The sequence below is a fragment of the Rhodococcus sp. AC861 genome (assembly GCF_979256035.1).
Genome location: NZ_CEEDMW010000004.1, coordinates 49,288 through 70,585, shown reverse-complemented (window position 1 = coordinate 70,585; position 21,298 = coordinate 49,288). Strand labels below are relative to the sequence as shown.

At 67.1% G+C, this 21,298-nt stretch carries 26 protein-coding genes; 21 read left to right on the top strand and 5 right to left on the bottom strand.

What is annotated here, in order from left to right:
* The first annotated feature begins 255 nt into the window (after window positions 1-255).
* The 19 genes from AC0IX4_RS13700 to AC0IX4_RS13610 all read left to right on the top strand — a co-directional run bounded on the left by AC0IX4_RS13700 (window position 256) and on the right by AC0IX4_RS13610 (window position 15,173).
* Window positions 256-483 carry a hypothetical protein gene (locus tag AC0IX4_RS13700; RefSeq protein ID WP_471829403.1) on the top strand — a complete coding sequence of 76 codons (228 nt, stop codon included), beginning with the start codon at window positions 256-258 and terminating at the stop codon, window positions 481-483.
* Window positions 484-485: 2 nt separating this feature from the next.
* Window positions 486-2,012, top strand: a complete 1,527-nt coding sequence (locus tag AC0IX4_RS13695) for a terminase large subunit domain-containing protein (protein WP_471829401.1) — start codon at window positions 486-488, stop codon at window positions 2,010-2,012.
* A gap of 49 nt (window positions 2,013-2,061) precedes the next feature.
* Complete coding sequence (locus AC0IX4_RS13690) at window positions 2,062-3,270, top strand: phage portal protein (RefSeq protein ID WP_471829400.1); 1,209 nt, start codon at window positions 2,062-2,064, stop codon at window positions 3,268-3,270.
* Window positions 3,267-3,674, top strand: coding sequence for an AAA family ATPase (locus AC0IX4_RS13685; protein WP_471829399.1), 408 nt, complete (start codon window positions 3,267-3,269; stop codon window positions 3,672-3,674). The genes AC0IX4_RS13690 and AC0IX4_RS13685 overlap by 4 nt, the downstream gene beginning before the upstream one ends.
* Complete coding sequence (locus tag AC0IX4_RS13680; RefSeq protein ID WP_471829397.1) at window positions 3,671-5,365, top strand: HK97 family phage prohead protease; 1,695 nt, start codon at window positions 3,671-3,673, stop codon at window positions 5,363-5,365. The genes AC0IX4_RS13685 and AC0IX4_RS13680 overlap by 4 nt, the downstream gene beginning before the upstream one ends.
* The gene (locus AC0IX4_RS13675) at window positions 5,365-5,688 is read left to right on the top strand and encodes a hypothetical protein (RefSeq protein WP_471829395.1); all 324 of its coding nucleotides are present in this window, start codon (window positions 5,365-5,367) and stop codon (window positions 5,686-5,688) included. Before AC0IX4_RS13680 ends, AC0IX4_RS13675 begins: the two co-directional genes overlap by 1 nt.
* Window positions 5,685-6,092, top strand: coding sequence for a hypothetical protein (locus AC0IX4_RS13670; RefSeq protein WP_471829394.1), 408 nt, complete (start codon window positions 5,685-5,687; stop codon window positions 6,090-6,092). Before AC0IX4_RS13675 ends, AC0IX4_RS13670 begins: the two co-directional genes overlap by 4 nt.
* 5 nt (window positions 6,093-6,097) lie before the next feature.
* On the top strand, window positions 6,098-6,514 hold the full coding sequence (locus tag AC0IX4_RS13665; RefSeq protein WP_471829393.1) for a hypothetical protein: 417 nt from the start codon (window positions 6,098-6,100) through the stop codon (window positions 6,512-6,514).
* Complete coding sequence (locus AC0IX4_RS13660; RefSeq protein ID WP_471829392.1) at window positions 6,511-6,906, top strand: hypothetical protein; 396 nt, start codon at window positions 6,511-6,513, stop codon at window positions 6,904-6,906. The genes AC0IX4_RS13665 and AC0IX4_RS13660 overlap by 4 nt, the downstream gene beginning before the upstream one ends.
* A complete protein-coding gene (locus AC0IX4_RS13655; protein ID WP_471829390.1) occupies window positions 6,903-7,157 on the top strand; it encodes a hypothetical protein in 255 nt (84 codons plus the stop codon). Before AC0IX4_RS13660 ends, AC0IX4_RS13655 begins: the two co-directional genes overlap by 4 nt.
* A 142-nt stretch (window positions 7,158-7,299) precedes the next feature.
* Window positions 7,300-8,010, top strand: coding sequence for a peptidoglycan-binding domain-containing protein (locus AC0IX4_RS13650; RefSeq protein WP_471829389.1), 711 nt, complete (start codon window positions 7,300-7,302; stop codon window positions 8,008-8,010).
* Window positions 8,007-8,153, top strand: a complete 147-nt coding sequence (locus AC0IX4_RS13645) for a hypothetical protein (protein WP_471829388.1) — start codon at window positions 8,007-8,009, stop codon at window positions 8,151-8,153. The genes AC0IX4_RS13650 and AC0IX4_RS13645 overlap by 4 nt, the downstream gene beginning before the upstream one ends.
* Window positions 8,150-8,515, top strand: coding sequence for a hypothetical protein (locus AC0IX4_RS13640; protein WP_471829386.1), 366 nt, complete (start codon window positions 8,150-8,152; stop codon window positions 8,513-8,515). Before AC0IX4_RS13645 ends, AC0IX4_RS13640 begins: the two co-directional genes overlap by 4 nt.
* The gene (locus AC0IX4_RS13635) at window positions 8,515-8,922 is read left to right on the top strand and encodes a hypothetical protein (protein ID WP_471829385.1); all 408 of its coding nucleotides are present in this window, start codon (window positions 8,515-8,517) and stop codon (window positions 8,920-8,922) included. The genes AC0IX4_RS13640 and AC0IX4_RS13635 overlap by 1 nt, the downstream gene beginning before the upstream one ends.
* Window positions 8,922-9,203, top strand: coding sequence for a hypothetical protein (locus AC0IX4_RS13630; RefSeq protein ID WP_471829384.1), 282 nt, complete (start codon window positions 8,922-8,924; stop codon window positions 9,201-9,203). The genes AC0IX4_RS13635 and AC0IX4_RS13630 overlap by 1 nt, the downstream gene beginning before the upstream one ends.
* Window positions 9,193-11,694, top strand: coding sequence for a phage tail family protein (locus AC0IX4_RS13625; RefSeq protein WP_471829383.1), 2,502 nt, complete (start codon window positions 9,193-9,195; stop codon window positions 11,692-11,694). The genes AC0IX4_RS13630 and AC0IX4_RS13625 overlap by 11 nt, the downstream gene beginning before the upstream one ends.
* Complete coding sequence (locus AC0IX4_RS13620) at window positions 11,687-14,014, top strand: hypothetical protein (RefSeq protein WP_471829381.1); 2,328 nt, start codon at window positions 11,687-11,689, stop codon at window positions 14,012-14,014. The genes AC0IX4_RS13625 and AC0IX4_RS13620 overlap by 8 nt, the downstream gene beginning before the upstream one ends.
* Window positions 14,014-14,673 (top strand): phage upper tail fiber protein, encoded by a 660-nt coding sequence (locus AC0IX4_RS13615; RefSeq protein WP_471829379.1) that lies wholly within the window; start codon window positions 14,014-14,016, stop codon window positions 14,671-14,673. Before AC0IX4_RS13620 ends, AC0IX4_RS13615 begins: the two co-directional genes overlap by 1 nt.
* Window positions 14,673-15,173 (top strand): hypothetical protein, encoded by a 501-nt coding sequence (locus AC0IX4_RS13610; protein ID WP_471829377.1) that lies wholly within the window; start codon window positions 14,673-14,675, stop codon window positions 15,171-15,173. Before AC0IX4_RS13615 ends, AC0IX4_RS13610 begins: the two co-directional genes overlap by 1 nt.
* Here AC0IX4_RS13610 and AC0IX4_RS13605 read toward each other — a convergent pair.
* The 5 genes from AC0IX4_RS13605 to AC0IX4_RS13585 all read right to left on the bottom strand — a co-directional run bounded on the left by AC0IX4_RS13605 (window position 15,170) and on the right by AC0IX4_RS13585 (window position 18,745).
* The gene (locus tag AC0IX4_RS13605; protein WP_471829375.1) at window positions 15,170-15,607 is read right to left on the bottom strand and encodes a hypothetical protein; all 438 of its coding nucleotides are present in this window, start codon (window positions 15,605-15,607) and stop codon (window positions 15,170-15,172) included. The two genes, AC0IX4_RS13610 and AC0IX4_RS13605, sit on opposite strands and share 4 nt — an antisense overlap.
* A 9-nt stretch (window positions 15,608-15,616) precedes the next feature.
* Complete coding sequence (locus tag AC0IX4_RS13600) at window positions 15,617-16,456, bottom strand: tyrosine-type recombinase/integrase (protein WP_471829373.1); 840 nt, start codon at window positions 16,454-16,456, stop codon at window positions 15,617-15,619.
* A gap of 198 nt (window positions 16,457-16,654) precedes the next feature.
* Window positions 16,655-17,407, bottom strand: a complete 753-nt coding sequence (locus AC0IX4_RS13595) for an AIM24 family protein (RefSeq protein ID WP_471829371.1) — start codon at window positions 17,405-17,407, stop codon at window positions 16,655-16,657.
* A gap of 16 nt (window positions 17,408-17,423) precedes the next feature.
* Complete coding sequence (locus tag AC0IX4_RS13590; RefSeq protein WP_471829917.1) at window positions 17,424-18,101, bottom strand: AIM24 family protein; 678 nt, start codon at window positions 18,099-18,101, stop codon at window positions 17,424-17,426.
* The gene (locus AC0IX4_RS13585; protein WP_042573869.1) at window positions 18,098-18,745 is read right to left on the bottom strand and encodes an AIM24 family protein; all 648 of its coding nucleotides are present in this window, start codon (window positions 18,743-18,745) and stop codon (window positions 18,098-18,100) included. Before AC0IX4_RS13585 ends, AC0IX4_RS13590 begins: the two co-directional genes overlap by 4 nt.
* A 282-nt stretch (window positions 18,746-19,027) precedes the next feature.
* On the opposite strand from AC0IX4_RS13585, the gene AC0IX4_RS13580 reads away from it, so the two are divergent.
* Both AC0IX4_RS13580 and dusB read left to right on the top strand, forming a co-directional pair.
* The gene (locus tag AC0IX4_RS13580) at window positions 19,028-19,993 is read left to right on the top strand and encodes an acyl-ACP desaturase (RefSeq protein ID WP_042573870.1); all 966 of its coding nucleotides are present in this window, start codon (window positions 19,028-19,030) and stop codon (window positions 19,991-19,993) included.
* Window positions 19,994-20,119: 126 nt separating this feature from the next.
* Window positions 20,120-21,259: a tRNA dihydrouridine synthase DusB gene (gene dusB, locus AC0IX4_RS13575; RefSeq protein WP_042573916.1), complete on the top strand. Its 1,140-nt coding sequence runs from the start codon at window positions 20,120-20,122 to the stop codon at window positions 21,257-21,259.
* Window positions 21,260-21,298: the final 39 nt, after the last annotated feature.

The following is a 21,298-nucleotide window of genomic DNA, read 5'->3' as shown; positions in this document are numbered from 1 at the left end:
CATGGCCATGCATGGCGTGAGGTGGCCGCTGCCGGCCTCCCGAGGGTCTCGGTCTTTGCAAAGGGGACGTTAGACACCGAGGGGCTGCCTGGATTTACACCCCCGAGGTGCGTCAGAGGTCGAGTTCCATACAGTGAGACGGCATTTCATGCATGAAACCATGCATGATCCAGTGCATGATATGCAGGCGGTCATGCATGAAATGAGGTGGTGGTCATGGGCTTCGTGATGAATGAGTCCTACGCGGATTCGGTCGTGACTTTCCTGACCGCGAACGAGTGGGTGGGCGATTCGGAGGCTCCGTACCTGGCGTCGTTGATGCATATCGCTCGTCTCCTGGATAAGAACATCGCGGCCGGCAAGGCGTTGCCGGCGGGTCTGACGATGGAGTTCCGGATGCTGTTCTCGGAGCTGCGCAAGTGCGAGCCCAAGGATGAGGGCGACGACGAGGACGAGTTCGACAAGACCATCGCGGACATCTGAGCATGTCCCTGTTGCTGACCCTGCCGGAAGAGTACCGCGAGGACTGGGTCGACGAGGTGCCACCCTGGCTCCCGCGCGTGTACACGCAGCCGATCGAGTGCCCTGACTACTCCGAGGGCGAGAAGCTGATCCGCCTCGCGGAGAAGGTGTTCAGGTTCGCGGCCGGCGACGAGCTGCGCCTCGACGTCTGGCAGAAGTGGCTGATTCGCGAGATCCTCCAGAAGTATCCGGCCGACTATCACGACCAGGCGCTCGCCGGCCAGCTCGTCTACAAGCAGGTCGTGGTGTCGATGGGCCGGCAGAACGGCAAGACGGTGCTCGGTGCGGTCATGGCGCTGTACGGGCTCGTGCTCATGGTTCCCCGTGCACCCGAGGTGATCTCGATCGCGGCTTACGTCGAGCAGGCGAAGAACCTGTACGCGAAGGTTCGGTACTGCGTCGACAACGTCCCGCTGCTCACGCGCCGGTTCAAAACGACCGATCGCAACGGCATCAAGTCGAAGAACCTCAAGAAGCCGGCCTCGTACGTCGTCAAGGCCGCGGGTGACGGTGAGGGACTCCAGGGATTCTCGGGCTGCCTCATGCTGCTCGACGAGCTGCACCTACTGAAGGCCGCGGCGTGGTTCGCGCTGGTGCTCGGTGCGTCCGCTCAGGTCAAGGCGCTGGTCGCCGGGTTCACCACGGCCGGCGACGACAACTCTGAGCTGCTGAAACTGCTCTACCGCATCGGGCGCGACTCGGCTGCGAAGGTGGAGGGTCATGACCCTCGCTTCGGATTCTTCCTGTGGGAGGCGGACCCCACCCTCGCGCTCTACGATCCGAAGGCGCTTCAACAGGCCAACCCTGCCATCGCGTCCGGCCGGCTCAGTCTTGAGGAAGAGTTGCGCGCCGGCAGGAACATGCTCGAATCAGAGTTCCGGCGCTACCGGCGCAACGAGTTCGTCTCCGTGGAGAACGTGTGGATGCCCGTTCCGACGTGGCTCGCAGCGACGCACGGGCCGATCCCGCCGGCCGCCCGCAAGCAGCCGCTGATCATCTCGTTCACCCGCTCCCGCCGCTCCTGGGACTACGTCTCGATCGCCGCGTCGGTGAAGCACAACAACGTCGTGTACACCGAACTCATCGCCACTATGACGTTCACGAACGATGAGGTGCTGCTGAAAAAGCTTGTGGCACTGAGCCATCACGTCCGGATCGACAAGTTCGTCGCGGACGCGGACACCATGAAGCCCACCATTCTCGCGCTGGCGAAGACGCACCACCTGAAGGCCGAGTACATGACCCGCGGCAACGTCGCCAACGCGACCGCCGCGGTGCACTCGATGGTCAAGGATGGTCGCGCTCGCCATGCCGGCGACCTCGAGGTCCAGCAGCAGGTCCCGCGGGCTGTGACGGTGTCCGCCGGCCAAGGTGTGGTGCTCGACATGAACAAATCTCTGGGCCTCATCGACGCGCTGTATGCCACGGTCATGGGCGTTTTCATGGCCGAACAGCAGCAGCCGTACGTGTCGCCTCTCGCGATCTTCTGAGAAAAGTGGGACAGGGAAATCACACGGGTGGGATTAACGTCCCTCAGCAATGAACGCCATCAGCAAGTACTTCGGATTCGGGCGGGACGTGGAGACACGGACCGGCTCGATGGGCTCCGCCGGCGGTGACTCCCCCCTCCCCGGTGTGATGCCCCCTCCCCGAACGGCTTTGGCGGTCAGTTGGCGCGAGGCGCTCAAGGTGTCGGCGTTCTCCCGGTCGATGGACGAGATCAACACAATGATGTCGTCGATGCCGCCGACCGTTCGCGACAATGCCAAGAGATTGGTCGATCCGCTTTCTCGGGAATACCCGCGGCTGGTCGAGCAGCCGAATCTCGACATGGACGTCGAGGAGTTCGTTTCGAGCTCGGTGAACGACATGATGCTCCACGGTGAGTTCTTCTGGCTCCGTGTCGGTGATCCGCAGACGGTCAACCTCATCCCCACGGCACCGGGCGAGATGACCGCGGTGCGCGACCGCCTGCCCGATGGAACCTGGGGCCGCGTCCGGTACGGGCACAATGGCCGCGAGATCCCGCGCAGTCGCGTCATCCACAAGAAGCACACGGCGATCACCGGCGAGGTCCGCGGACTCGGCCCGCGGCATTTCGCGCAGGCCGAACTCCGTGCCGCGCTCGACCTGGCCGACTTTCAGCGGGAGTGGTTCGGCTCGGGAATGCCCTCGGGCACCCTCAACACCGACCAGGCGCTTGCGGCGCACGAGCAGGAGGAGCTGCAGCGCCGGTGGAACAACTGGCTGCGCTCGCACCGCGGCCAGAACGTCATCCTGTCGGCCGGCCTCAAGTTCGAGGCGCTCCAGCTCAAGCCTGCCGACGCGCAGATGATCGAGGTCGGTGACGCGATCGACCGCAAGATCGTCCGTATCTGTGGCACCCCGTCGTTCGACCTGCTGGTGCCCGGTGGCACTGAGTCGCGGACGTACCAGAACCTCGAACAGTCCACGCTCCAGTTTCTCGTGGGCACGCTGGCGAAGTACATGAACGCGTACGAGCGCGGCCTCACTGAGGCCATTCCCCGCGGCCTGAAGGTGGAGCTGGACGAGTCGGGCCTGCTGCGCATGGACTCCAAGACGCGCGCCGAGGTCGACACCGCCAACGTCAACAACCGCACCCGCACCCCTGACGAGCTGCGCGCTCGCGACGGACTCGGACCGCTGCCGAAGTCCGAGCAGGCTCCGGTGCCGGCGGGCGACGACGGCGCGCCGGCACCGGCTCCCAAGCAGGAGCAGGACGCGTGATCACCGTCATCGTCGGACCGCCGTGCGCCGGCAAGTCGACGTACATCACCGAGCACGCCGAGGCCGGCGACACCATCGTCGACTTCGACGCCCTCGCGCAGGCGTTCGGCTCCCCGAACCGGCACGACACCCCGCTCCCGCTGCGCCGCGTCGTCCAGGCCGCACGCGCAGCCGCCGTCACGCAGGTGCTCATGGGCCGCGTGCAGAACGCATGGGTCATCGACACCGACCCCACACGGGCGATGCTCGCGCAGTACCGGCGCGCCGGCGCGAACATCGTCGTGCTCGACCCCGGCCTGACGGTGTGCCTGGAGCGCGCCGCCGCCGACGACCGCCCCGACTGGACCGGCGACCAGATCCGCCGCTGGTACCGGCTCAACATCCCCAGGAGCGAAACAGCATGAGCGAGACACAGTCGATCGAGACGCGCACCGCGCCCGTCGTGGACGAGGTCGAGATCCGCACCACCGCCATCGGCGTCGTGGACGAGCAGACCCGCATCATCTCGGGCATCGCTGTCCCCTACGGCCAGACGGTCGAGATCCGCACTAAGAACGGCAGCTACCGCGAGCAGTTCGTCCGCGACGTGTTCGAGGACGACGCCCCGGCCTCCGTTCACGCCAACCACAGCTGGCAGACCCGCGGTGACCTCCCGATCGGCACCGTCGTCCGCAGCGCGAACCGCGACGACGGCTACTACGTCGAGTGCCACATCGCCAACACCGAGCGCGGCGACGAGGTGCTCGAACTCGCACGCGCCGGCGTGCTCAAGTACTTCTCGGTCGGGTTCCTCCCAGTGACCCACGAGACCCGAGACGGCGTGATCGTCCGCACCAAGGGCGCTCTGCGCGAAGTGTCCATCACCGAAATACCGGCCTACAAGGGCGCGGTCATCGAAAGCGTGAGAAACGCTGTCACAGAACAGGATCAAGACATGACCCCGGAAGAGCTCGAAGCCCTCATCAAGGCCCACCCGGAGCTGGCGCAGCTCCGCAACGACAACCAGGATCTCGTCCGGCGCATCGGCGTCCTGGAGGACGGCGGCGCGGCCGGCGGCTCCGGCCCCCGCGAGTGGCAGACCCGCACCGGCGGCGAGCTGCTCAAGGCCATCCGCTTCGGCGACGAGGACAAGGTCACCGAGATCCGCGAGGTGATGAGCGCGATCGAGAACGAGCGGATCGAAACCCGCGCCTACGACGGCCAGGTCGTCGCGGACGGCGTCGAGCGCCCCGCGTGGCTCGACAAGCAGCTGCGCCTCACCAACCGCAGCCGGCCGCTGTCCACGTTCTTCAGCCGCGAATCCCTGCCCGCCGATGGCAACTCGTTCGAGTACGCCAAGGTGATCTCCGAGACCGGCACCGTCCGCGTCCAGGAGTCCGAGGGTGACGATCTCGCGTACCTGGAGATCAAGCTCGGCACCGGCGCCGGCGAGGTCCGCACGGTCGGCGGGTACACCTCGTTCTCCCGCCAGGCGATCGAGCGGTCCAAGGTCGCAATCCTCGACACCGGCCTCCGGTGGATGGGCATCCAGTACGCCGAGGCGTTCGACCTGTACGTGCGGACGTTCCTCAACTCGCTGCCCACCAACGTCGGCGACACCTCCACGCGCACGAACCTCATTGCGCTGGGTGCGGCCGGCCGGCCGGACACCGCACCCGAGTGGATCTCGGTGTTCATGGACGCCGCGTGGATGATCGACGACAACTCGAAGGGCCTCAAGGCGGACGGTATCCTCGTCAGCCGCGACGTGGCCAAGAGCATCGCTCTGCTCGAGGACAGCACCGGCCGGCCGATCTTCTCCGTCAGCGGAGACGGTCAGAACACCTGGGCCGGCTCGTTCGACCTCGGGTCGCTGGAGTTGGTCGGTCAGGTCGCCGGTCGTCCGATCTTCTGCATCCCGCAGCTGCCGGCGAACTACTGCTCCGTCGCCTCCCGCGACGCCATCACCACGATGGAGTCCGCCGGCGCACCGTTCTCGCTCCAGGACGAGAACATCATCAACCTGACCAAGGACTTCTCGCTGTACGGCTACCAGGGCATCTACAGCGAGCAGCCCAAGGGCATCACCCGCATCACCTGGGACCCGGCAGTCTGATGACTACCCCTGCGCCTGCCGTGCCGACGCTCGACGAGTTCCGCAAGTTCTGCGGTGGCAACTCGACCGACGACGCGCAGCTCACTCGGACCCTTCAGAAGGCCGTCACGCTCGTGGACGACTTCTGCCGCGAGCCGATGCGAGAGATCCCCGATCACATGCTCACCGATTGGTACCTCCAGGTGGGTGCGGAGATTCACGACCAGGCGCAGGGGCCGTCTCAGTACACCGACCGGTTCGACAACGTCGTCAGCGCCCGCTCGTCGCGTGACCCGCTCATCGTGGTCATGCGCGAGATGCGCAGGTACGTGAGCTTCATATGAGGATCGACGAGTTCCGCGCCAATCTGACCGAGGCGCTCACCGAGGCGCTACCGGAGGGGACACCGGTATTCGGTTGGCAGGACACGAAATTCGTCGCGCCCTCGGTGTTCGTCATCCCCGCCGAGCCGTTCATCGACGGCGAAGGGCACACGACCGCATCCGCGCCCTATGCCACGCACTGGCAGATCCAGATCATCGCCGGCCGAGGAAGCGGCGATGAGGTGGTCCGCCGGCTGGAGGACATGGTGGCGACGACGCTCATCGCGATCGGCGGCATCCGCGACCCCGACGCTCGACTCTCGGTCGACTCGGTCGAGTACCCCAAGTTCGGCACCCACGAGAAGGTCGCGTACACCGGCGCGGACCTCGAAATCACAGCAGCACTGAGCCTGAAAGAGAGTTGAGCACAATGCCATTCAAGGGCACCAAGGGCGAGAACCTGTCGATCGTCATCGACACCAAGGAGTACAACTCGTACCTCCACGAGGTGCGCGCCGAGCCGGACGACGGCGAGGATGCGGACTTCATCACGTTCGCGAATGCGGCCACCGGCGACACGGAGCAGTGGTTCCTGCGCGGGACGCTCTACAACGACTACGCCGCGGACAGCCTGTGGACGATGGCGTGGCTCAAGTCCGGCACCGTCGTTCCGTTCGTCATCAAGCCGTACGGCAACGCGGTCGCGTCCGCCGATCAGCCGCACTTCAAGGGTGACGTGCGGATCTCGCGCAAGCCTGGCATCGGCGGAGAAGCCGGCGAGGCGCACGAGACCGAGATCGAGTGGGAGATCGACGGCGTGCCGCAGAGGGTGGTTGCGGCCGCATGATCGTCGTGGACGTAGACGTCGAGGGCGTCTCCGAGATCCTCGCCAAGCTGGCGAAGTTCAAGGCGGACTCTCGGCGTCTACGTCCCGCGTTCGAGCAGATCCGCGACCGCTCGATGGTGATGGGCCGGTTCCAGGCACCCGTGTATGGCGGTCGCACCAAAGCCTCGCTCAAGGGCAAGGCCAGCAATATGCAGACCAAGGTGTCCGCCGGCAACGGCAGCTATAGCAGCCATGGCGGTGGCATCTACGTCGAGCTGAACCACGCCGGCACCCGCTGGGACGGGCAGGCACCAAACCCGTGGCTGTACCGGACCCAACGCGCAGTCACACCTTTCGCCGTGGAGGCAGTGCGGCGCGAACTCATCAGACAGAAAGAAGCAGCGGGACTATGACGATCGACGACGTTCTCTACGACCTCACCGGCGAGCAGATCGACGAAATCGAGGTGACCCTCGGGTGCCCGATCGAGGACGCTCCCTCGTACAAGCTCACGAAGGCGCTCGGCTACGTCCGAGCCAAGGCCAACGAGGGCACCCCCGGCCTCACGTATGCCGAGTACAACAAGCGCACCCTGCGACAGATCCGCAACGACACCGGACTCGACGCAGTGGATACCGACCCAAAAGACGACAGCGGGAACTAGCCGACAAGCAGGCGGAGCGCCTCGCGGCGTTCTGTCTGCTCACCGGCCAGCCGCCCTCGGTGTACCGCGAGATCACCCTCCGAGAGCGCAACGCGTTCGTGAAGGTCGCCAACAAGAGAGCACGCAAGAAGGGTAAGGGCACATGAGCTTTCGCAAGGTGTACGGGTACGAGTGGTCCGAGGCCGGCTGGCGCATGTGCAACCGGGACGAGTGCGTCACCGTCCCCGGCCCGTTCATGGACACCGCACCGCTCCGGCGAGGCGCGCCGGCGGTGATCCTCGGCGCGTTCGTCAACGAGCTGCACCGCGTCGTCGCGCCGATCACATCGCCGGTGTGGGGTTGGTCCCTGAAGAACGACGTGGCGAACTCGAACCACCTCGCGGGTGTGAGCGTGGACGTGTGGGCACCGCGACTCCCTTGGGGTCTCAAGCGCATGCCGGCCGATCAGGTCGCCGCCACCAACAGTCTGCTTCAGCGGTACCCCGAGGTGTTCTGGGGACGCACGTGGAGCAAGCCCGACGAGATGCACTTCCAGATGCGCTACCGCGAGGGCGACCCCCGCAACGACGCCGCCGTCCGGCGCATCCAGGGGCAGCCTGCACCCGCCCCGGGGCCGGCTCCCGCCCCGCCGGCCGGCACCCGACCGATGATCCAGCGCGGCGCGACCGGGCAGCACGTCCGCGACCTCCAGGCCCGCCTCAACCGCGACTACCCGCGCTACTCGAATCTCGCCGTGGACGGCGACTTCGGGCCGGCCACCGAGCGCGTCGTCCGCGAGTTCCAGTCCCGCGCCGGCATCACGGTCGACGGCATCGTGGGCATCGTCACCTGGCAGAAACTCGGCCTGCTGTGAACGGCCGCGTCGTCACCCTCGCGCTCATCCGCGCCGGCCTCATCGCCGGTGCCGTCGTCACCACCGCGATCGCGGTGTTCGGCTACTACGTCATCAGCGCCGACCTCCAGGCGGAGTCGGCCACCCTTGAGGAGAAATCGTGACCGGCCCACTTGACCTTGTCCGGCAAGAGATCATGCGCCGGCTCGGTCCCGAGATCGACGCCCGGTTCGAGCAGTTGACGCCGATCCTCGTGAAGGCGCTTAACCGCAACGAGCCACTGGACGCCGTGCCCGATCCGCCAACACCCGGCACCCCCGCTCCGAAGTCGGCAGCCGGCCGCACTCTCGTGCAGGGCGTGGTCGCCACCGGTCTGGCGACGGTGTTCGGGTTCGCCGTCGAGACCATCTCGAACGACGACTTCCAGGTGTTCGACCTCGGTGACTGGAAGGGACTCGGGACCGGTGCGCTCATCGCCGGACTCATGTCGGTACTCGCGTTCGGGCAGAGGAAGATCGGCCGCTGATGCGCGAGGTCGCGGTGATCCGCGCAGCCCTGATGCTGTCGTGGGTCATGGGCATCATGCCGCTCGCCGCGGGCATTCTCTACGCCGGACCCGAGGTGCTCGTGCGCCGGCCACTCCCACCTGGCCAAGAGACGATCGTGGTCGTCGTCGAGCACTTCTTCCCGGTGTGGCCGTTCCTGTTCGCCACGGCAGGAATCTGGATCGGCGTGGCCGCGGTCCTCCGCCGAGGCTTGCTCGTCGCTCACGGAGTCGCAATCGCAGTATGGGGCTTCTACGGACTGTGCCTCGTCCTGGCACCGCTCCGATCCATACCGCCGTCACCAATTCTGTTCGGCGTGATCGCATGCCTACTGGCACTTGCCAATTGGCGGGTGATGCGCCTGTGGGCCGCTCTCGGGGTGAAATAGTGGACGCCGCAACAATCGCCACCATCATCATCGCGGCAATCGGCGCGACCGCGACCGCCGTCGCGACCGTGGTCAAAGCCCGCGCTTCGGTATTGTCCGGCAACCTCGTGACCATCACCGAGCGCAACACCACGCTCGAACGTGAAGTGACAGGTCTCTACCGCTGGAAGCTCGTCGCCCGCCCGTACATCGTCGTGCTCTTGGGAAAGCTCGACGAGCACACCATCCCACACCCTCCGCCGCCCGCGACCCTCGAGATAGGTGCCGACAATGGCGAGTAACACCGTCGATATCTACTTCAAGGGCCACAACTCGGGTCTGACCGCTGCCATCGCGCAGGTGCAGTCTCAGCTCCGCCAGCTGCGCAACCAGACGATCCGCGTCAAGGTCGACGTGGACGACGCAGCGATCGGCCGGCTCCAGCAGCGCATCCGCGCCATCGGTAGCGAGACGCTGCGCATCCGGGTCGGCACCGAGGACGCCCGCGGCCTTCGCCAGAACGTCCGCGACCTCGCCTCGAACCGCGAGGCCCGCGTCCGCGTAAACATCTCCAACCTCGCGCAGACCGAGGCGCAGCTTCAGCGCCTCACCCGCGACCGCACCGTCAACATCCGCACTCGCGTCAACGTCTCCGAGATCGACCGCCTCGTGCAGGCGCTCAACCGGCTGAACGACGCCGGCGGCGGAGCCGGCGGCGCTGCTCGAGGTATCACCGCGCTCGGCGGCGCAGCGGCCAGCACCCTGCCCAAGCTCGTCGCGCTCGCACCCGCAGTCGGTGTCCTGTCGTCCGGCGCTGTCGGCGCCGGCATCTTCGGCGTGGCCGGCGCACTCGGTGCCGTCACCGCCGCAGCCGGCGCACTCTCGGTCGGGTTCGGTGCCGCCGTCGCCGCCATCCCGATCGCCGCGGCCGCGGCCAGCGACCAGGTCAAGAACCACTTCTCCTACATGGCCGACGACGTGGTCTCAACCATGAAGGAAATAGCGGTCCCGCTTCAGCAGCCGCTCGTAGACCTCGCCACCTCACTCGGTGCCGCCTTCCACCAAATCCGACCCAACCTCGAATCCATCACCACCGGTGTCGCCGGCCTGGTGACCGAGCTGTCAGGCAAACTGCCGGCCATCGCCGCCGAAGTCGGGCCCGCCCTGCAAAGCATGTTCGAGGGCGCTGTCCCCCACATCAAGAACTTCATCGGCAACATGCCGTCCCTGATCAAATCGGTGGGCAGCTTCGCCGCCAAGCTTGGGGACCCGGCCATCGTCGCCGGAGCGCAGCGTGTGTTCTCCGCCCTGCCCGGCATCATCGAAGGTGCCGGCAACGCTCTCGTCGGAATGGGCGAGAAATTCCAGGGCATGATGTCCTACCTGGACAGCGGTGCTCTAGACGGATTCACCGGCGGCATAGGCGATTTCATCACCAATCTCCAGAACACGGACTTCTCCGGAGTGACTTCCGGGCTGACCGATATGGCGAACAGCTTCGGCAACTTCCTCGGCAGCATCGACACCACCAACCTGGCAACGAACCTGACCGGACTCACCGGCTCGCTCACCGACCTGACGAACATCGCCACCGGCGCGGTGGGCGCGTTCCAGAACCTCGACAACGCTTTCCGCGGACTGAACGGTGACGCCGGCGGTGGGCCGATCGAGTGGGGCGGGCAACTCGCTGACGGACTGAAGGCCGCGATTTCCTCCATCACGGGCGGCGCGGAGCCGGTAGAAATCCCCGCGACGGTCGCGCTCGAGGGTGACCCCGTTGCCGGTCAGATCGCCCGCAACGGCCCGATCCCGGTGCCACTCGTCGGCGAGCTGGACCCGACCGCGGGACAGCAACTCCGCAACATGCCGCCCGTGGAAGTCCCCGCCACGGTCGGGCCGGTCACACCTCCTACTGCGCCGATCGCACCCATCGAGATCCCCGCCACGGTCGGACCGGTCGCTCCCCCCACAGCGCCGATCGCACCCATCGAGATCCCCGCCACAGTCGAAACGCTGGAGACACCGGCCGCACCACTCGCACCGGTGGAGATCCCGGCCACCGTCGCGGACGTAGAGGTGAACCTGCCCAACGTGCCGCCGCTCAAGGTGCCGGTGGAGTACGACGTCGGCTCGCTCGGCAACCTGACGATCCAACCGCCGGCCCCCGTGATGGTGCCGGTGCAAATCGACGTGTCCGCCGCGCAGGCCGCAGTCGGCCAGCTCGGCGCGCTCGGCGCTCAGGCCGGCCAGTCGTTCGCGTCCGGTGTCGCCGGCGCGGCAGGCGCAGTCTCGGGCGCAGTGGCCGGCCTCGCCGCCGCAGCGCAGAGCGTCAGCGTGGACCTGTCCGCGCAAGGCGCAGCAGCCGGCGCAAGCTTCGCCGCCGGCATCGCGTCGCAGGCCGGCGCAGTCGCTGCCGCAGCGGCCAACCTCGGTGCCGTCGCCGCCGCGAACAAGGGCCACTACGCAGGCCGCAAGGGCATCGCCGCCGACCGCATCATGCTCATCCCCCACGGCCGCGCCATGGTAGGCGGATTCGTGCGCGGCATGGTCTCGCAGAAGGGCGCAGTGGTGTCCGCTGCCCGCGGCCTCGCCACCGAGGTCTACACCGCGTTCGATGATGAACTCGTGCCGGCCATCGGCCTGCGCGGTGGCATGGAGATGAACCAGACCGTGCACGTGACAGTGCAGGCCGGCCTGGTGTCCGACCCCGTGCGCACCGGCCGCGCCGTTGCGGACGTGCTCGACGCGTACGCCGGCGCAGTCGGCTCGACGTCGGTGAGTGTCAATGTCTAGGTTCATCGACCGCACCATGGTCACCCTCCAGGTCGAGACGGCCAGCCAGGATGTGTGGGTGCCGGACGGCCTCGCGGTCGCCCGCCGCAACTACGACCCCGCCGGGATCAAGATGGTGCCCGGGAACGGCCTCGCGTTCGAGAAGGACGTGACGATCGTGACCACGTCATCGCTGATGACGGTGCGGGCAAACAAGGCCAAGATCGCCACCCCGGTCACCGAGGTCGACCAAAACAGCTCGGGCGACGTGCGAACGTTCAAGTCCCGCAGCCTCGGACCCGTCGTGTTCCAGAACCGAGTGGCCGTCCCGGTGCGCCCCGGCATGCGCGTGAACATGAAAGGCTCACTGTCCCTTCGCCGTACGGGCAAACCTATCCGCGACCAGAACGAGTCCTACACCCCGATCGCGCTGCGCTTCGACCTGTGGGGCACCGGCACCACCGTCGACGAGTACGGCACCGAGACCGACGTGAAGAAACAGATCATGTCCTACCAGGCGACGCTCCAGGGCACCGCCGGCGTCGGCGTCGGGTTCATCGACTTCACCCTCCCCACCGTCTCCGACGCCACCGTGCCGAGCGACGTGGACCGGCTCTACCTGACCGCATCGTTCGTCGCCACGAACACCGACTCCTATCAAGGCGTCGGGTACCAGGCCCGCTACTGGTTCGCGGAGTACCCCGACTACATCCAGTTCGACCTCGCGAATCCGCTGACCATCTACGTGCGCGAGCCGGCCAACACCACGCCCACCATCGAGCACCCCGCCAGCCGCACCGGGTTTGCGTTCCGCAACCGCAAGGTGTTCTCGAACATCAAGCCGGACACCGAAGTTGTGGTGCTCGGACCCCCGTCCGGTGTCGAGTCGATGTTCATCAACATCTACGAGTGGGACGGCACCCGCGGTGTCCGCATCGCCGCTGTCACGGGTCTCGCACCGAACGAGCGGCGCGTCGTGCCGCTCACCTCGAGCACCGGACAGATCGAGCTCGCGGCCACGGTCGACTTCTACGTCGAGTCGGCGACCGCTCGCCCCTACGAGACGCGCATGACCGAGCGCACCCGCACGACCGCGTACACCTACGCGGACGTGATCGACCCCGTGGTGTCGATCGAGTCCGAGACGGTCGAGGCGGACCTCGGTGTGCTCACGGTCCGGTTCGTCTCCGACTCGATCAACGCGGTGGTCTCGGCCGGCCGGCGGGTGCGCCTGCTCGCCACGCATGCGGACGGGTCGTTCGAGCCGATCTTCACCGGGACTATTCGCGGCCGGCGCATCGTGCACGACTTCACCCACCAGGCGCAGGTGCAGATCTCGGTGCACGACGCGTTCGGCCGCGCCGGCCAGTCGACGATGCCCGTCGCGCACGACCGCCTCGCGGAGTACGGGCACCTGGTGCACACCACCGGCGTGCCGATCCTGATCGACGGCACCGACTACTCGGGTCCGCCACGCGCCCTGCCGGACGGATGGGACTACTTCCCGTCCTACGCGGACGACGCGATGACGATGAACGATGCGCTGATCAAGACGCGCAACGCCCGCAAGGCGTTCCTGTACGTCGACCGCCGAGACCGCATGGTCGTCACGTCCGCACTGCCGACCACCATCGCGCTCGACCTGTCCGACAAGCCGGGGCAGGGCGACATGAGTTACAACCGAGATATCGAGTTCTCCTCGGACACAGAGAATCTCGTCAATACGGTTCAGGTGGTGGAGCACATGCTCGACCGCAAGGAGTTCATCGAGCGTGAGGTCGGCGGCGCTGATCCGCCGGCGCTGCTGGGCGACCTGACGCCCAAGACGCAGCGCATCGATTACCGCCGGCAGGGGTCGATCGACACGTACGGGCAGCACCGCGTGTCGATTGACGTGATTCGCGGATCCGGTTCGTGGGCGGACGTGCAGGCGGACCGGTTCGGTGCGCCGTTCGCGGAGTGGGCCGCGGCCATCCTCGACGAGTATTCGGTCGAGCGGCAGTCCGTGAACCGGCTGCGCCTCACCGCGACCAAGCCGCTGCATCGCGTGCTGATGGCGAAGTTGCAGCCGCTCGACGCGGTGGTGGTGCGGTTCGGTTCCGATGCGCAGGTGTGCCGAATCCGCAAGGTGGAGCACAAGATCGCGCCGAACAAGTGGACGGTGGACCTGTCGTTCGGTGCCAGCCGCGACCAGACGTACTGGCTGCCCGCGACACCGCTGCCGGTCCTCACCCTCGGGGACACCGACGCCGGCACCGTTGCCGAGCCGTCCCTCACCATCATCGACGGCGGCGCACCCGGCGACACCGTGACAGCACTTCTCGACGGAGGCGAAATCTGATGGCAGCACGCGCACGAATCCAACAGCTGCGGGGTACCGCCGCGGAGTGGGCGCAGAAGAATCCGGTGCTGATGGCCGGCGAGGTCGGCGTCGAACTGGATACCGGGTTCCAGAAGGTCGGCAACGGCGTGCAGGCGTGGAACGACCGCCCCTACCAGCGCGGTCCGATCGGACCCACCGGGCCGGCCGGACCCACCGGCCCTGCGGGGGCGACCGGACCCACGGGGCCGACCGGCGCGACCGGGCCGAAGGGCGACACTGGCACCAAGGGCGACACCGGTACCGGCCTCCAGCTCACCGGACGAGTCGCCACGTATGCGGCACTACCCGCGGGCGCGGCCAACGGTGCGCAGTACCTCGTGGACGCGGACGGCCTGGTCTACATCAAGGCCAACAACGCCTTTCCAGCCAGCGGTGCCGGCGTGCAGTTGCGCGGCCCGAAGGGCGACACCGGAGCGGCCGGCGCGACCGGACCCACCGGGCCGAAGGGCGACACCGGCGCGACCGGCGCGACCGGACCCACCGGGCCGGCCGGCACGGTGCCGAACAACGTTGTGCTGAACGGTGCCGGCGTTGCCACTCTCGTGAGCCTGACTCAGGCGCAGTACAACGCGCTCGCGTCGAAGGTGGCGACGACTCTCTACGTGATCGTCGGCTGATGGCGCTCGCACTCGGCGGCAGTGCCGCGGCGCGTGCCTACCTCGGCGCTGCCTCAGTGGCGCGCCTGTACCTCGGGACAGCGATGGTGTGGGCGGCGCAGTTCCCGCTCGGCATCACCAAGTCGACGGCGCAAGAGCTGCCGTCCAACACGACCGCGGCGACCGCGGCGCTCATCACGGGCTGGACTGTGGACCCGGCCGCACCGGGCACGCCTCTGGTGAGCGACGGCATACAGCCGCCGTTCACCGCGGCCGGCACGATCACGGCGTCGATGACGCTGAGCTTCTCGTCGGTGAACCACCTGCGCGGGTTGCAGCTCGTGATCGACGGCGCGGTGGTGGCCACGGACAGCATCACCGGATCGCGGACAGCGTTCACCATCACCTACCCGGCGACGGTGACCACGACGACGCTCGTCCAGCTACGGGCGTTCGCGAACGCCGGCCAGGTCGGCAACCGCACGGTGACGGCGGCATCGCTGGCGTTCACCCCGAGCTAGCGCATTCCGAAGCCGAGGCCGAAGCCCTTGGTGCGCACATCGGCAGCAGACTTCGTGACCGGATCTCGGCCGGCCACGGTGATCGAGTAGAACGGGCTGCCTGGTGTCAGCTCGGCGGTGGCGGGGAACGAGCATGCGCCCGACCCGTCCAGGTATCCGGTGCCGAGCGTCGTCGCCCCGGCGGTGGTGCCGGTCGCGTCGGTGAACGACACGAACGTGTTCGCGCCGAGGTCCGAATACGGGAACAGGGTGGTGCAGCTGCTCCCCTGCGGCACGGTGAAGCGAGCGTCGACTTGGACGAGTATCTGCGTCACGAGTGCCGGCGGGGCGGCCGGTGTCGTGGTCGTGGTGTCCGGAGCCGCGACGGGTGTGCCGCCGCTTGCGCCGCACCCGGCGGCGAGTAGGGCGGCGAGGACGATGAGAGCGGCGCGCATGCGCCGATGTTAGGCGACCGCCCGGTATGGGTCGAGTGTCCGGATGGCGGCGTGCATGCGGGCGTCGGTCGCCTTGGTGTAGATCTGCGTCGAGATCAGTGAGGCGTGGCGCAGCAGCTCCTGGACGACGCGAATGTCCGCGCCGTCCTCCAGCAGCGTCGTGCCGTACCAGTGCCGCAGTTGGTGGGCGGTGGCCTCGACGCCGGATCGGCGGATGGCGGTGGCGACCATGTCGGAGACGGACTTGCTGCGCACGCATTGACCGGGCCGCGACGAGTTCGACGGGAACCAGTATCCGCGGGCGGGCATGGTCTCGGCGGTGGTGGCGAGGATCGGATGCAGCGGAACGTATTTGACCGACTTGTGCTTGCCGGCCACGAGGAATCGGCCGCGCTCGAGGTCGATGTGTTCGCCCTTGAATCGGGCGATTTCTGAGCAGCGCAGGCCACCGAGGCCGGCCAGCAGGATCATGACGCGGGTGCGGTGGTGCATGTTGGACTTGAGGATGGTGAGCATGGCGGTGTCCGCGATCGGGCGAGCGACACGCTCGGGTGCACGCGGCGAGCCGACCTTCAGGAGCGGGTTGTCGAGACGGAGATCCTGGAGTTGGAGCCACTTGAAGAACACCGACAGGTACGAGTGGTAGGTGGCATGCGAGCTGTCCGACCAGTCGCCCGAGTGGGAGGCGTACCAGCGCACGATATCGAGCGGCCGGATGCTCACGAGGCTGCACTCGGATTCGGTGGCAAGGAGGTTGAGCACGCGCACACGCTCGACGATGGTGCTCTCGGACAGACGGGCGGCGTACTGCCAGACCTCCCACTCTTCGACCAAACCGTTCGTTCCCATATGTCCCATTAGTAACACATCGCTGGTCAGAGGTCCGCAGGACTGCACGCTGAGCAGATCACGCTGCGGCAGGAGACGCAGCAGCGAGGACCGGTCGGAGGGGTCGAATCGCCGGACTTGTAATCCGCAGGTCGTAGGTTCGAGCCCTACTGGGGGCACCACGCGCGAGTACCGACGACGCACCGCAGGACGATCCGGTCACGGATTCTGCGAGAGCCTCGACCCGATGCTCTGATGCAGCGCACGCAGGGCGTTCTGCCCCAACGCGGCAGTCTCGGATTCGATATGTCGCAGCAGGTGCGTGTCGCTGACCACCTTCTCCGACGACTGGATCAACACGGTTCCCGCACCGGTGAAGTCGAACTGCCGCTCCTCCCCCGTGTTCGCGCCGAGCAGCATCCCCTGAGCCGCGCCGAGGAAGCTCTGCATCCACGCAGCGTCGAAATGATGCGACGGCGCCGGGCAGTCCGCCCACCCCACCAGCGCCTGCGGGTCGACTCGCACGGGCGGTTCGGCGAAGACCACCGCACCGTTCGACGACGCCAGGAACTTTCCGGTGCCCAGCAGGGTCAGGAAACCGGGGACGATCGACTGTTTCAGCTCCAGCCCCGGCTCGAACGCCAGCAGATTGGCCGCACGAATGGTGAGATTGCCGTCGTCCAGGTCGTAGGAGTTGATTGCGAACCCGCGATCTCCCAGGATCACCTTGCCGTGTCCACTCGCCAGGACCCAGTCGTCCGCGTACAGCGGAGACGAGAATCGACTGGCCACGATCGCCGCCATGGACGTCCGACCGAGGGGCTCGAACTGGATGGTCCCGTAGTAGGCGATCATCGCCCCCTTGGCGGTGAACCACGGTCGGCCGTCGAGTTCGATGCAGAACGCGTAGTCGTTACCGGGCACGTTGTCGTTCACCGGCAGCGTGTAGGGGTTGTGGACGACATCGGTCATGATCTGCGTACTCCTGTCAGAACTTCTGCTCGGACGCCTGGACCCAGACCGTGCCCTGCCCGCCGACGGCGAGCTGCACCGCTTCGCCGGACCCACGACCCACCGCATCCCGCCACCCGACGCTCGCCGAGATGTCGATGGTCAGATGTCCGCGATGGCAGACGTAGGCCTGCGGATCCACCACCACCTGCGGCCGGTCCGGCCCCACCTCGAGCGCCGTCATACCTCCGTGGGACAGCACTGCCACCTGCCCCCGCCCGGCGACCTGCGTCGTGAACATGCCCTGACCGGTCATCGCGCCACGGACGACGCCTCGGGCGCCGCCCTGCTGGGTGAGCGGGACGACGGATGTGGACAGGTGCCCGATGTGCACCAGCAACCGCGACGCCTCGACCGACAGCGGCATCGACCCGTCGAGGTCGATGACCGCCACGTGCAACCCGGCGTGGCCGTAGTGGACGGTGCCGGACCCCTCCGCGGCCATCGTCGCCACGTGCTCGCCGGACATCATCCGACCCGCCATTCCCGCGAGAGCGCCGACGCCCGGCATCGCGCCTGCCGCGCCGCCCATGCTGTGGGGGACGAATCGGACGTCGCCGGTATAGAACAGCATCGATCCTCGTCGGGCGAAGGCCGGAAGTCCCGGCGTCAGCGTCGCGGCGACGACCTTGCTGTTGACGACCTCGAGCATCAGCGCTCCTCGGGCTGGACGTAGACGACACCCGTGCCGTCGAAACGCAGGGAGAACGCCTCGCCGCTTCCGCCGCCGAGGGCGGACCGCCACGTGACGTCGGTGACGAAACTCTGGGTGACCTGTCCGCGGTGGGCGACGAAGGCGTCGGGATCGACGACCAGTGGGAACTGCGGCGATACCTCCAGCGCTATCAACGGCCCACCGGCCGACAGCAGTGCGACGTCACCCTGCCCGCTGACCACGGTCGTGAACAGGCCCTGACCCGACGATGCTCCGCGCAGTCCGGCGAACGCGACGTCCGACCGCAGCGAACCGGACAGCGCCAGGAGTTGGGACGACTCGACGTGGATGGCGTCGCCCGACAGCGGGACGACCGACACGTGCTGGGCATCCACCGCCAGTCGGGCCACACCCGAACCGCCGATCTCCATCAGCGACAGGGACTCCCCCGTCACCTTCTGTTTGAGCGCAGCGCGCAGACCGCCGCCACCGCCCACGCCGGCGTTCTTGAACGTCAACCGGCCCTCGTAGGCGACCATCGATCCCGTGATCGCGCGTATCGTCTCGTCGCGCAGTTCGACGACCAGAACACGGTGTCCCTCTGTTCTCAGGTGAGCCACCGGGACAGGATGGCAGAACGACATCGGAAACGGGGGCCGTCCGGTGATCCGGACGCCCGTCGTGCACTCGAGTGACGTACAGAACATCCATACCGTTTCGCCCACAACTCACAAAGCCCGTTCCCCGGTCGCTGCGGCATATAATAGGAACCAGTCCACGTCTGTGGAGGTAACGAACTTTCACCCCTGTTCGATACTCGTTTACCGGACGGTACGTCAGCAGCCCCGGCGCGCATCGAAGCGATTCACAACAAACTTACGGTGCCGTAGGCTCGAACGAACCGACATCATTCTTGGAGGACACGCATGGCACGGGATCTGACACAACTCGAGCTGCTCGACGAGCTGCAGCCGGTTGCGGAAGAAAATCTGAACCGGCATCTCTCCATGGCCAAGGAGTGGCACCCCCACGACTACGTCCCGTGGGACGAGGGTCGCAACTTCGCTGCTCTCGGCGGCGAGGACTGGTCGCCGGAGCAGTCTCGTCTCGACGAGGTCGCCAAGGCCGCGATGATCACCAACCTCCTCACCGAGGACAACCTGCCCTCGTACCACCGCGAGATCGCGGAGAACTTCTCCCAGGACGGCGCCTGGGGAACGTGGGTCGGTCGCTGGACCGCCGAGGAGAACCGCCACGGCATCGTGATGCGCGACTACCTCGTCGTCACCCGTGGTGTGGATCCCGTCGCTCTCGAGCAGGCCCGCATCGAGCACATGACCAACGGCTTCTCCTCCGCCGCCGCCGGCGGTCACGACGAGATGGGCTTCCTCCACTCCGTCTCGTACGTCACGTTCCAGGAACTCGCCACGCGCGTCAGTCACCGCAACACCGGCAAGGTCTGCAACGACCCGATCGCCGACCGCATGCTGCAGCGCATTGCCGCCGACGAGAACCTGCACATGATCTTCTACCGCAACCTGTGCGGCGCGGCCCTCGACATCTCCCCCGACCAGGCGCTGCGTGCCATCGCCGACATCGTGCAGAACTTCCAGATGCCCGGCGCCGGCATGCCGAACTTCCGTCGCAACGGCGTCCTGATGGCCAAGCACGGCATCTACGACCTGCGTCAGCACCTCGAGGACGTCGTCATGCCCGTCCTGCGCAAGTGGAACATCTTCGACCGCACCGACTTCACCGCCGCGGGCGAGCAGACGCGCGAAGAGCTGGCAGCCTTCCTCGAGAAGCTCGAGAAGGACGTTCTCAAGTTCGAGGAGCAGCGCGACCGGATGCTCTCGCGCGAGGCCGCGAAGCGTCAGGCGCAGGCGTCCTGACACCGCTCACGCCGACGGCGTGATTGGCCGAGTTCCGACTCGGCGGATACTCTCGATGTGCCCGGCAACCGTGTCTGCGGATGCCGGGCACATCGCTGTTTCCACTACTGACGGGTGACACTGGCCATGACTCTGCAGATCGGATCTCTGACCCTGCGCAGTCCCGTCGTGCTCGCCCCGATGGCCGGGGTCACCAACGTCGCGTTCCGCACGCTGTGCCGCGAACTCGAGGAGCAGCTGACCGGAAGCACGTCCGGCCTCTACGTGTGCGAGATGGTCACCGCGCGCGCCCTCGTCGAGCGCCAACCCGCCACGCTGCACATGACCACCTTCGGGCCCACGGAGACACCGCGCTCGCTGCAGCTCTACACCGTGGACCCCGACACCACGTACGACGCCGCGAAGATGATCGTCGACGAGAACATGGCCGATCACATCGACATGAACTTCGGCTGCCCGGTGCCCAAGGTCACCCGCAAGGGTGGCGGTGCCGCTCTTCCGTACAAGCGCTCACTGTTCGGGCGGATCGTCGCAGCTGCGGTCAAGGCGACCGAGGGAACGGACATCCCCGTCACGGTCAAGTTCCGCATCGGCATCGACGACGAGCACCACACCCACCTCGATGCCGGCCGGATCGCCGCCGGCGAAGGCGCCGCGGCGGTCGCCCTCCACGCACGCACCGCCGCTCAGCGGTACTCCGGCACCGCCGACTGGTCCGAGATCGCCCGACTCAAGGACCACGTCCGGGACGTGCCCGTCCTCGGCAACGGCGACATCTTCGATGCCGGCGACGCCGCGCGCATGATGACGGAGACGGGCTGCGACGGAGTCGTCGTCGGCCGTGGATGCCTGGGCCGCCCATGGCTTTTCGCGGAGCTGTCCGCCGCGCTCCGGGGCACCACCGCGCCGACTCCGCCCACCCTCGGCGAGGTGTCGGTCATCATGCGTCGTCACGCGCAGCTGCTCGCCGATCACCACGGCGAAGGACGCGGTCTGCGCGAGATGCGCAAGCACGTCGCCTGGTACATGCGCGGCTTCCCGGCCGGCTCGGATCTGCGGGTCCGGATGGCGACGGTGTCCACGCTGACCGAGCTCGACGACCTGCTCGCTCGACTCGACCCGACGGTTCCGTTCCCCGCCGACGCCGAGGGTCCCCGCGGCCGCCAGGGGTCGCCCGGGACGGTATCGCTCCCGGACGGATGGCTCGACGATCCGGACGACTGCGCGGTGCCCGCGGGCGCCGATCTGATGCACTCCGGCGGATGATCAGTAATATGGCGTCAATCCGTCGACCGCTCGTCGACG

Bases quoted from the DNA above. Each gene is read 5' to 3' on its own strand.
- AC0IX4_RS13680 (WP_471829397.1), top strand. From the start codon at position 3,671: ATGAGCGAGACACAGTCGATCGAGACGCGCACCGCGCCCGTCGTGGAC.
- AC0IX4_RS13615 (WP_471829379.1), top strand. From the start codon at position 14,014: ATGGCAGCACGCGCACGAATCCAACAGCTGCGGGGTACCGCCGCGGAG.
- AC0IX4_RS13665 (WP_471829393.1), top strand. From the start codon at position 6,098: ATGCCATTCAAGGGCACCAAGGGCGAGAACCTGTCGATCGTCATCGAC.
- AC0IX4_RS13675 (WP_471829395.1), top strand. From the start codon at position 5,365: ATGACTACCCCTGCGCCTGCCGTGCCGACGCTCGACGAGTTCCGCAAG.
- AC0IX4_RS13580 (WP_042573870.1), top strand. From the start codon at position 19,028: ATGGCACGGGATCTGACACAACTCGAGCTGCTCGACGAGCTGCAGCCG.
- AC0IX4_RS13670 (WP_471829394.1), top strand. From the start codon at position 5,685: ATGAGGATCGACGAGTTCCGCGCCAATCTGACCGAGGCGCTCACCGAG.
- AC0IX4_RS13610 (WP_471829377.1), top strand. From the start codon at position 14,673: ATGGCGCTCGCACTCGGCGGCAGTGCCGCGGCGCGTGCCTACCTCGGC.
- AC0IX4_RS13605 (WP_471829375.1), bottom strand. From the start codon at position 15,607: ATGCGCGCCGCTCTCATCGTCCTCGCCGCCCTACTCGCCGCCGGGTGC.
- AC0IX4_RS13650 (WP_471829389.1), top strand. From the start codon at position 7,300: ATGAGCTTTCGCAAGGTGTACGGGTACGAGTGGTCCGAGGCCGGCTGG.
- AC0IX4_RS13595 (WP_471829371.1), bottom strand. From the start codon at position 17,407: ATGACCGATGTCGTCCACAACCCCTACACGCTGCCGGTGAACGACAAC.
- AC0IX4_RS13600 (WP_471829373.1), bottom strand. From the start codon at position 16,456: ATGGGAACGAACGGTTTGGTCGAAGAGTGGGAGGTCTGGCAGTACGCC.
- AC0IX4_RS13625 (WP_471829383.1), top strand. From the start codon at position 9,193: ATGGCGAGTAACACCGTCGATATCTACTTCAAGGGCCACAACTCGGGT.
- AC0IX4_RS13655 (WP_471829390.1), top strand. From the start codon at position 6,903: ATGACGATCGACGACGTTCTCTACGACCTCACCGGCGAGCAGATCGAC.
- AC0IX4_RS13620 (WP_471829381.1), top strand. From the start codon at position 11,687: ATGTCTAGGTTCATCGACCGCACCATGGTCACCCTCCAGGTCGAGACG.
- dusB (WP_042573916.1), top strand. From the start codon at position 20,120: ATGACTCTGCAGATCGGATCTCTGACCCTGCGCAGTCCCGTCGTGCTC.
- AC0IX4_RS13695 (WP_471829401.1), top strand. From the start codon at position 486: ATGTCCCTGTTGCTGACCCTGCCGGAAGAGTACCGCGAGGACTGGGTC.
- AC0IX4_RS13690 (WP_471829400.1), top strand. From the start codon at position 2,062: ATGAACGCCATCAGCAAGTACTTCGGATTCGGGCGGGACGTGGAGACA.
- AC0IX4_RS13660 (WP_471829392.1), top strand. From the start codon at position 6,511: ATGATCGTCGTGGACGTAGACGTCGAGGGCGTCTCCGAGATCCTCGCC.
- AC0IX4_RS13585 (WP_042573869.1), bottom strand. From the start codon at position 18,745: ATGTCGTTCTGCCATCCTGTCCCGGTGGCTCACCTGAGAACAGAGGGA.
- AC0IX4_RS13635 (WP_471829385.1), top strand. From the start codon at position 8,515: ATGCGCGAGGTCGCGGTGATCCGCGCAGCCCTGATGCTGTCGTGGGTC.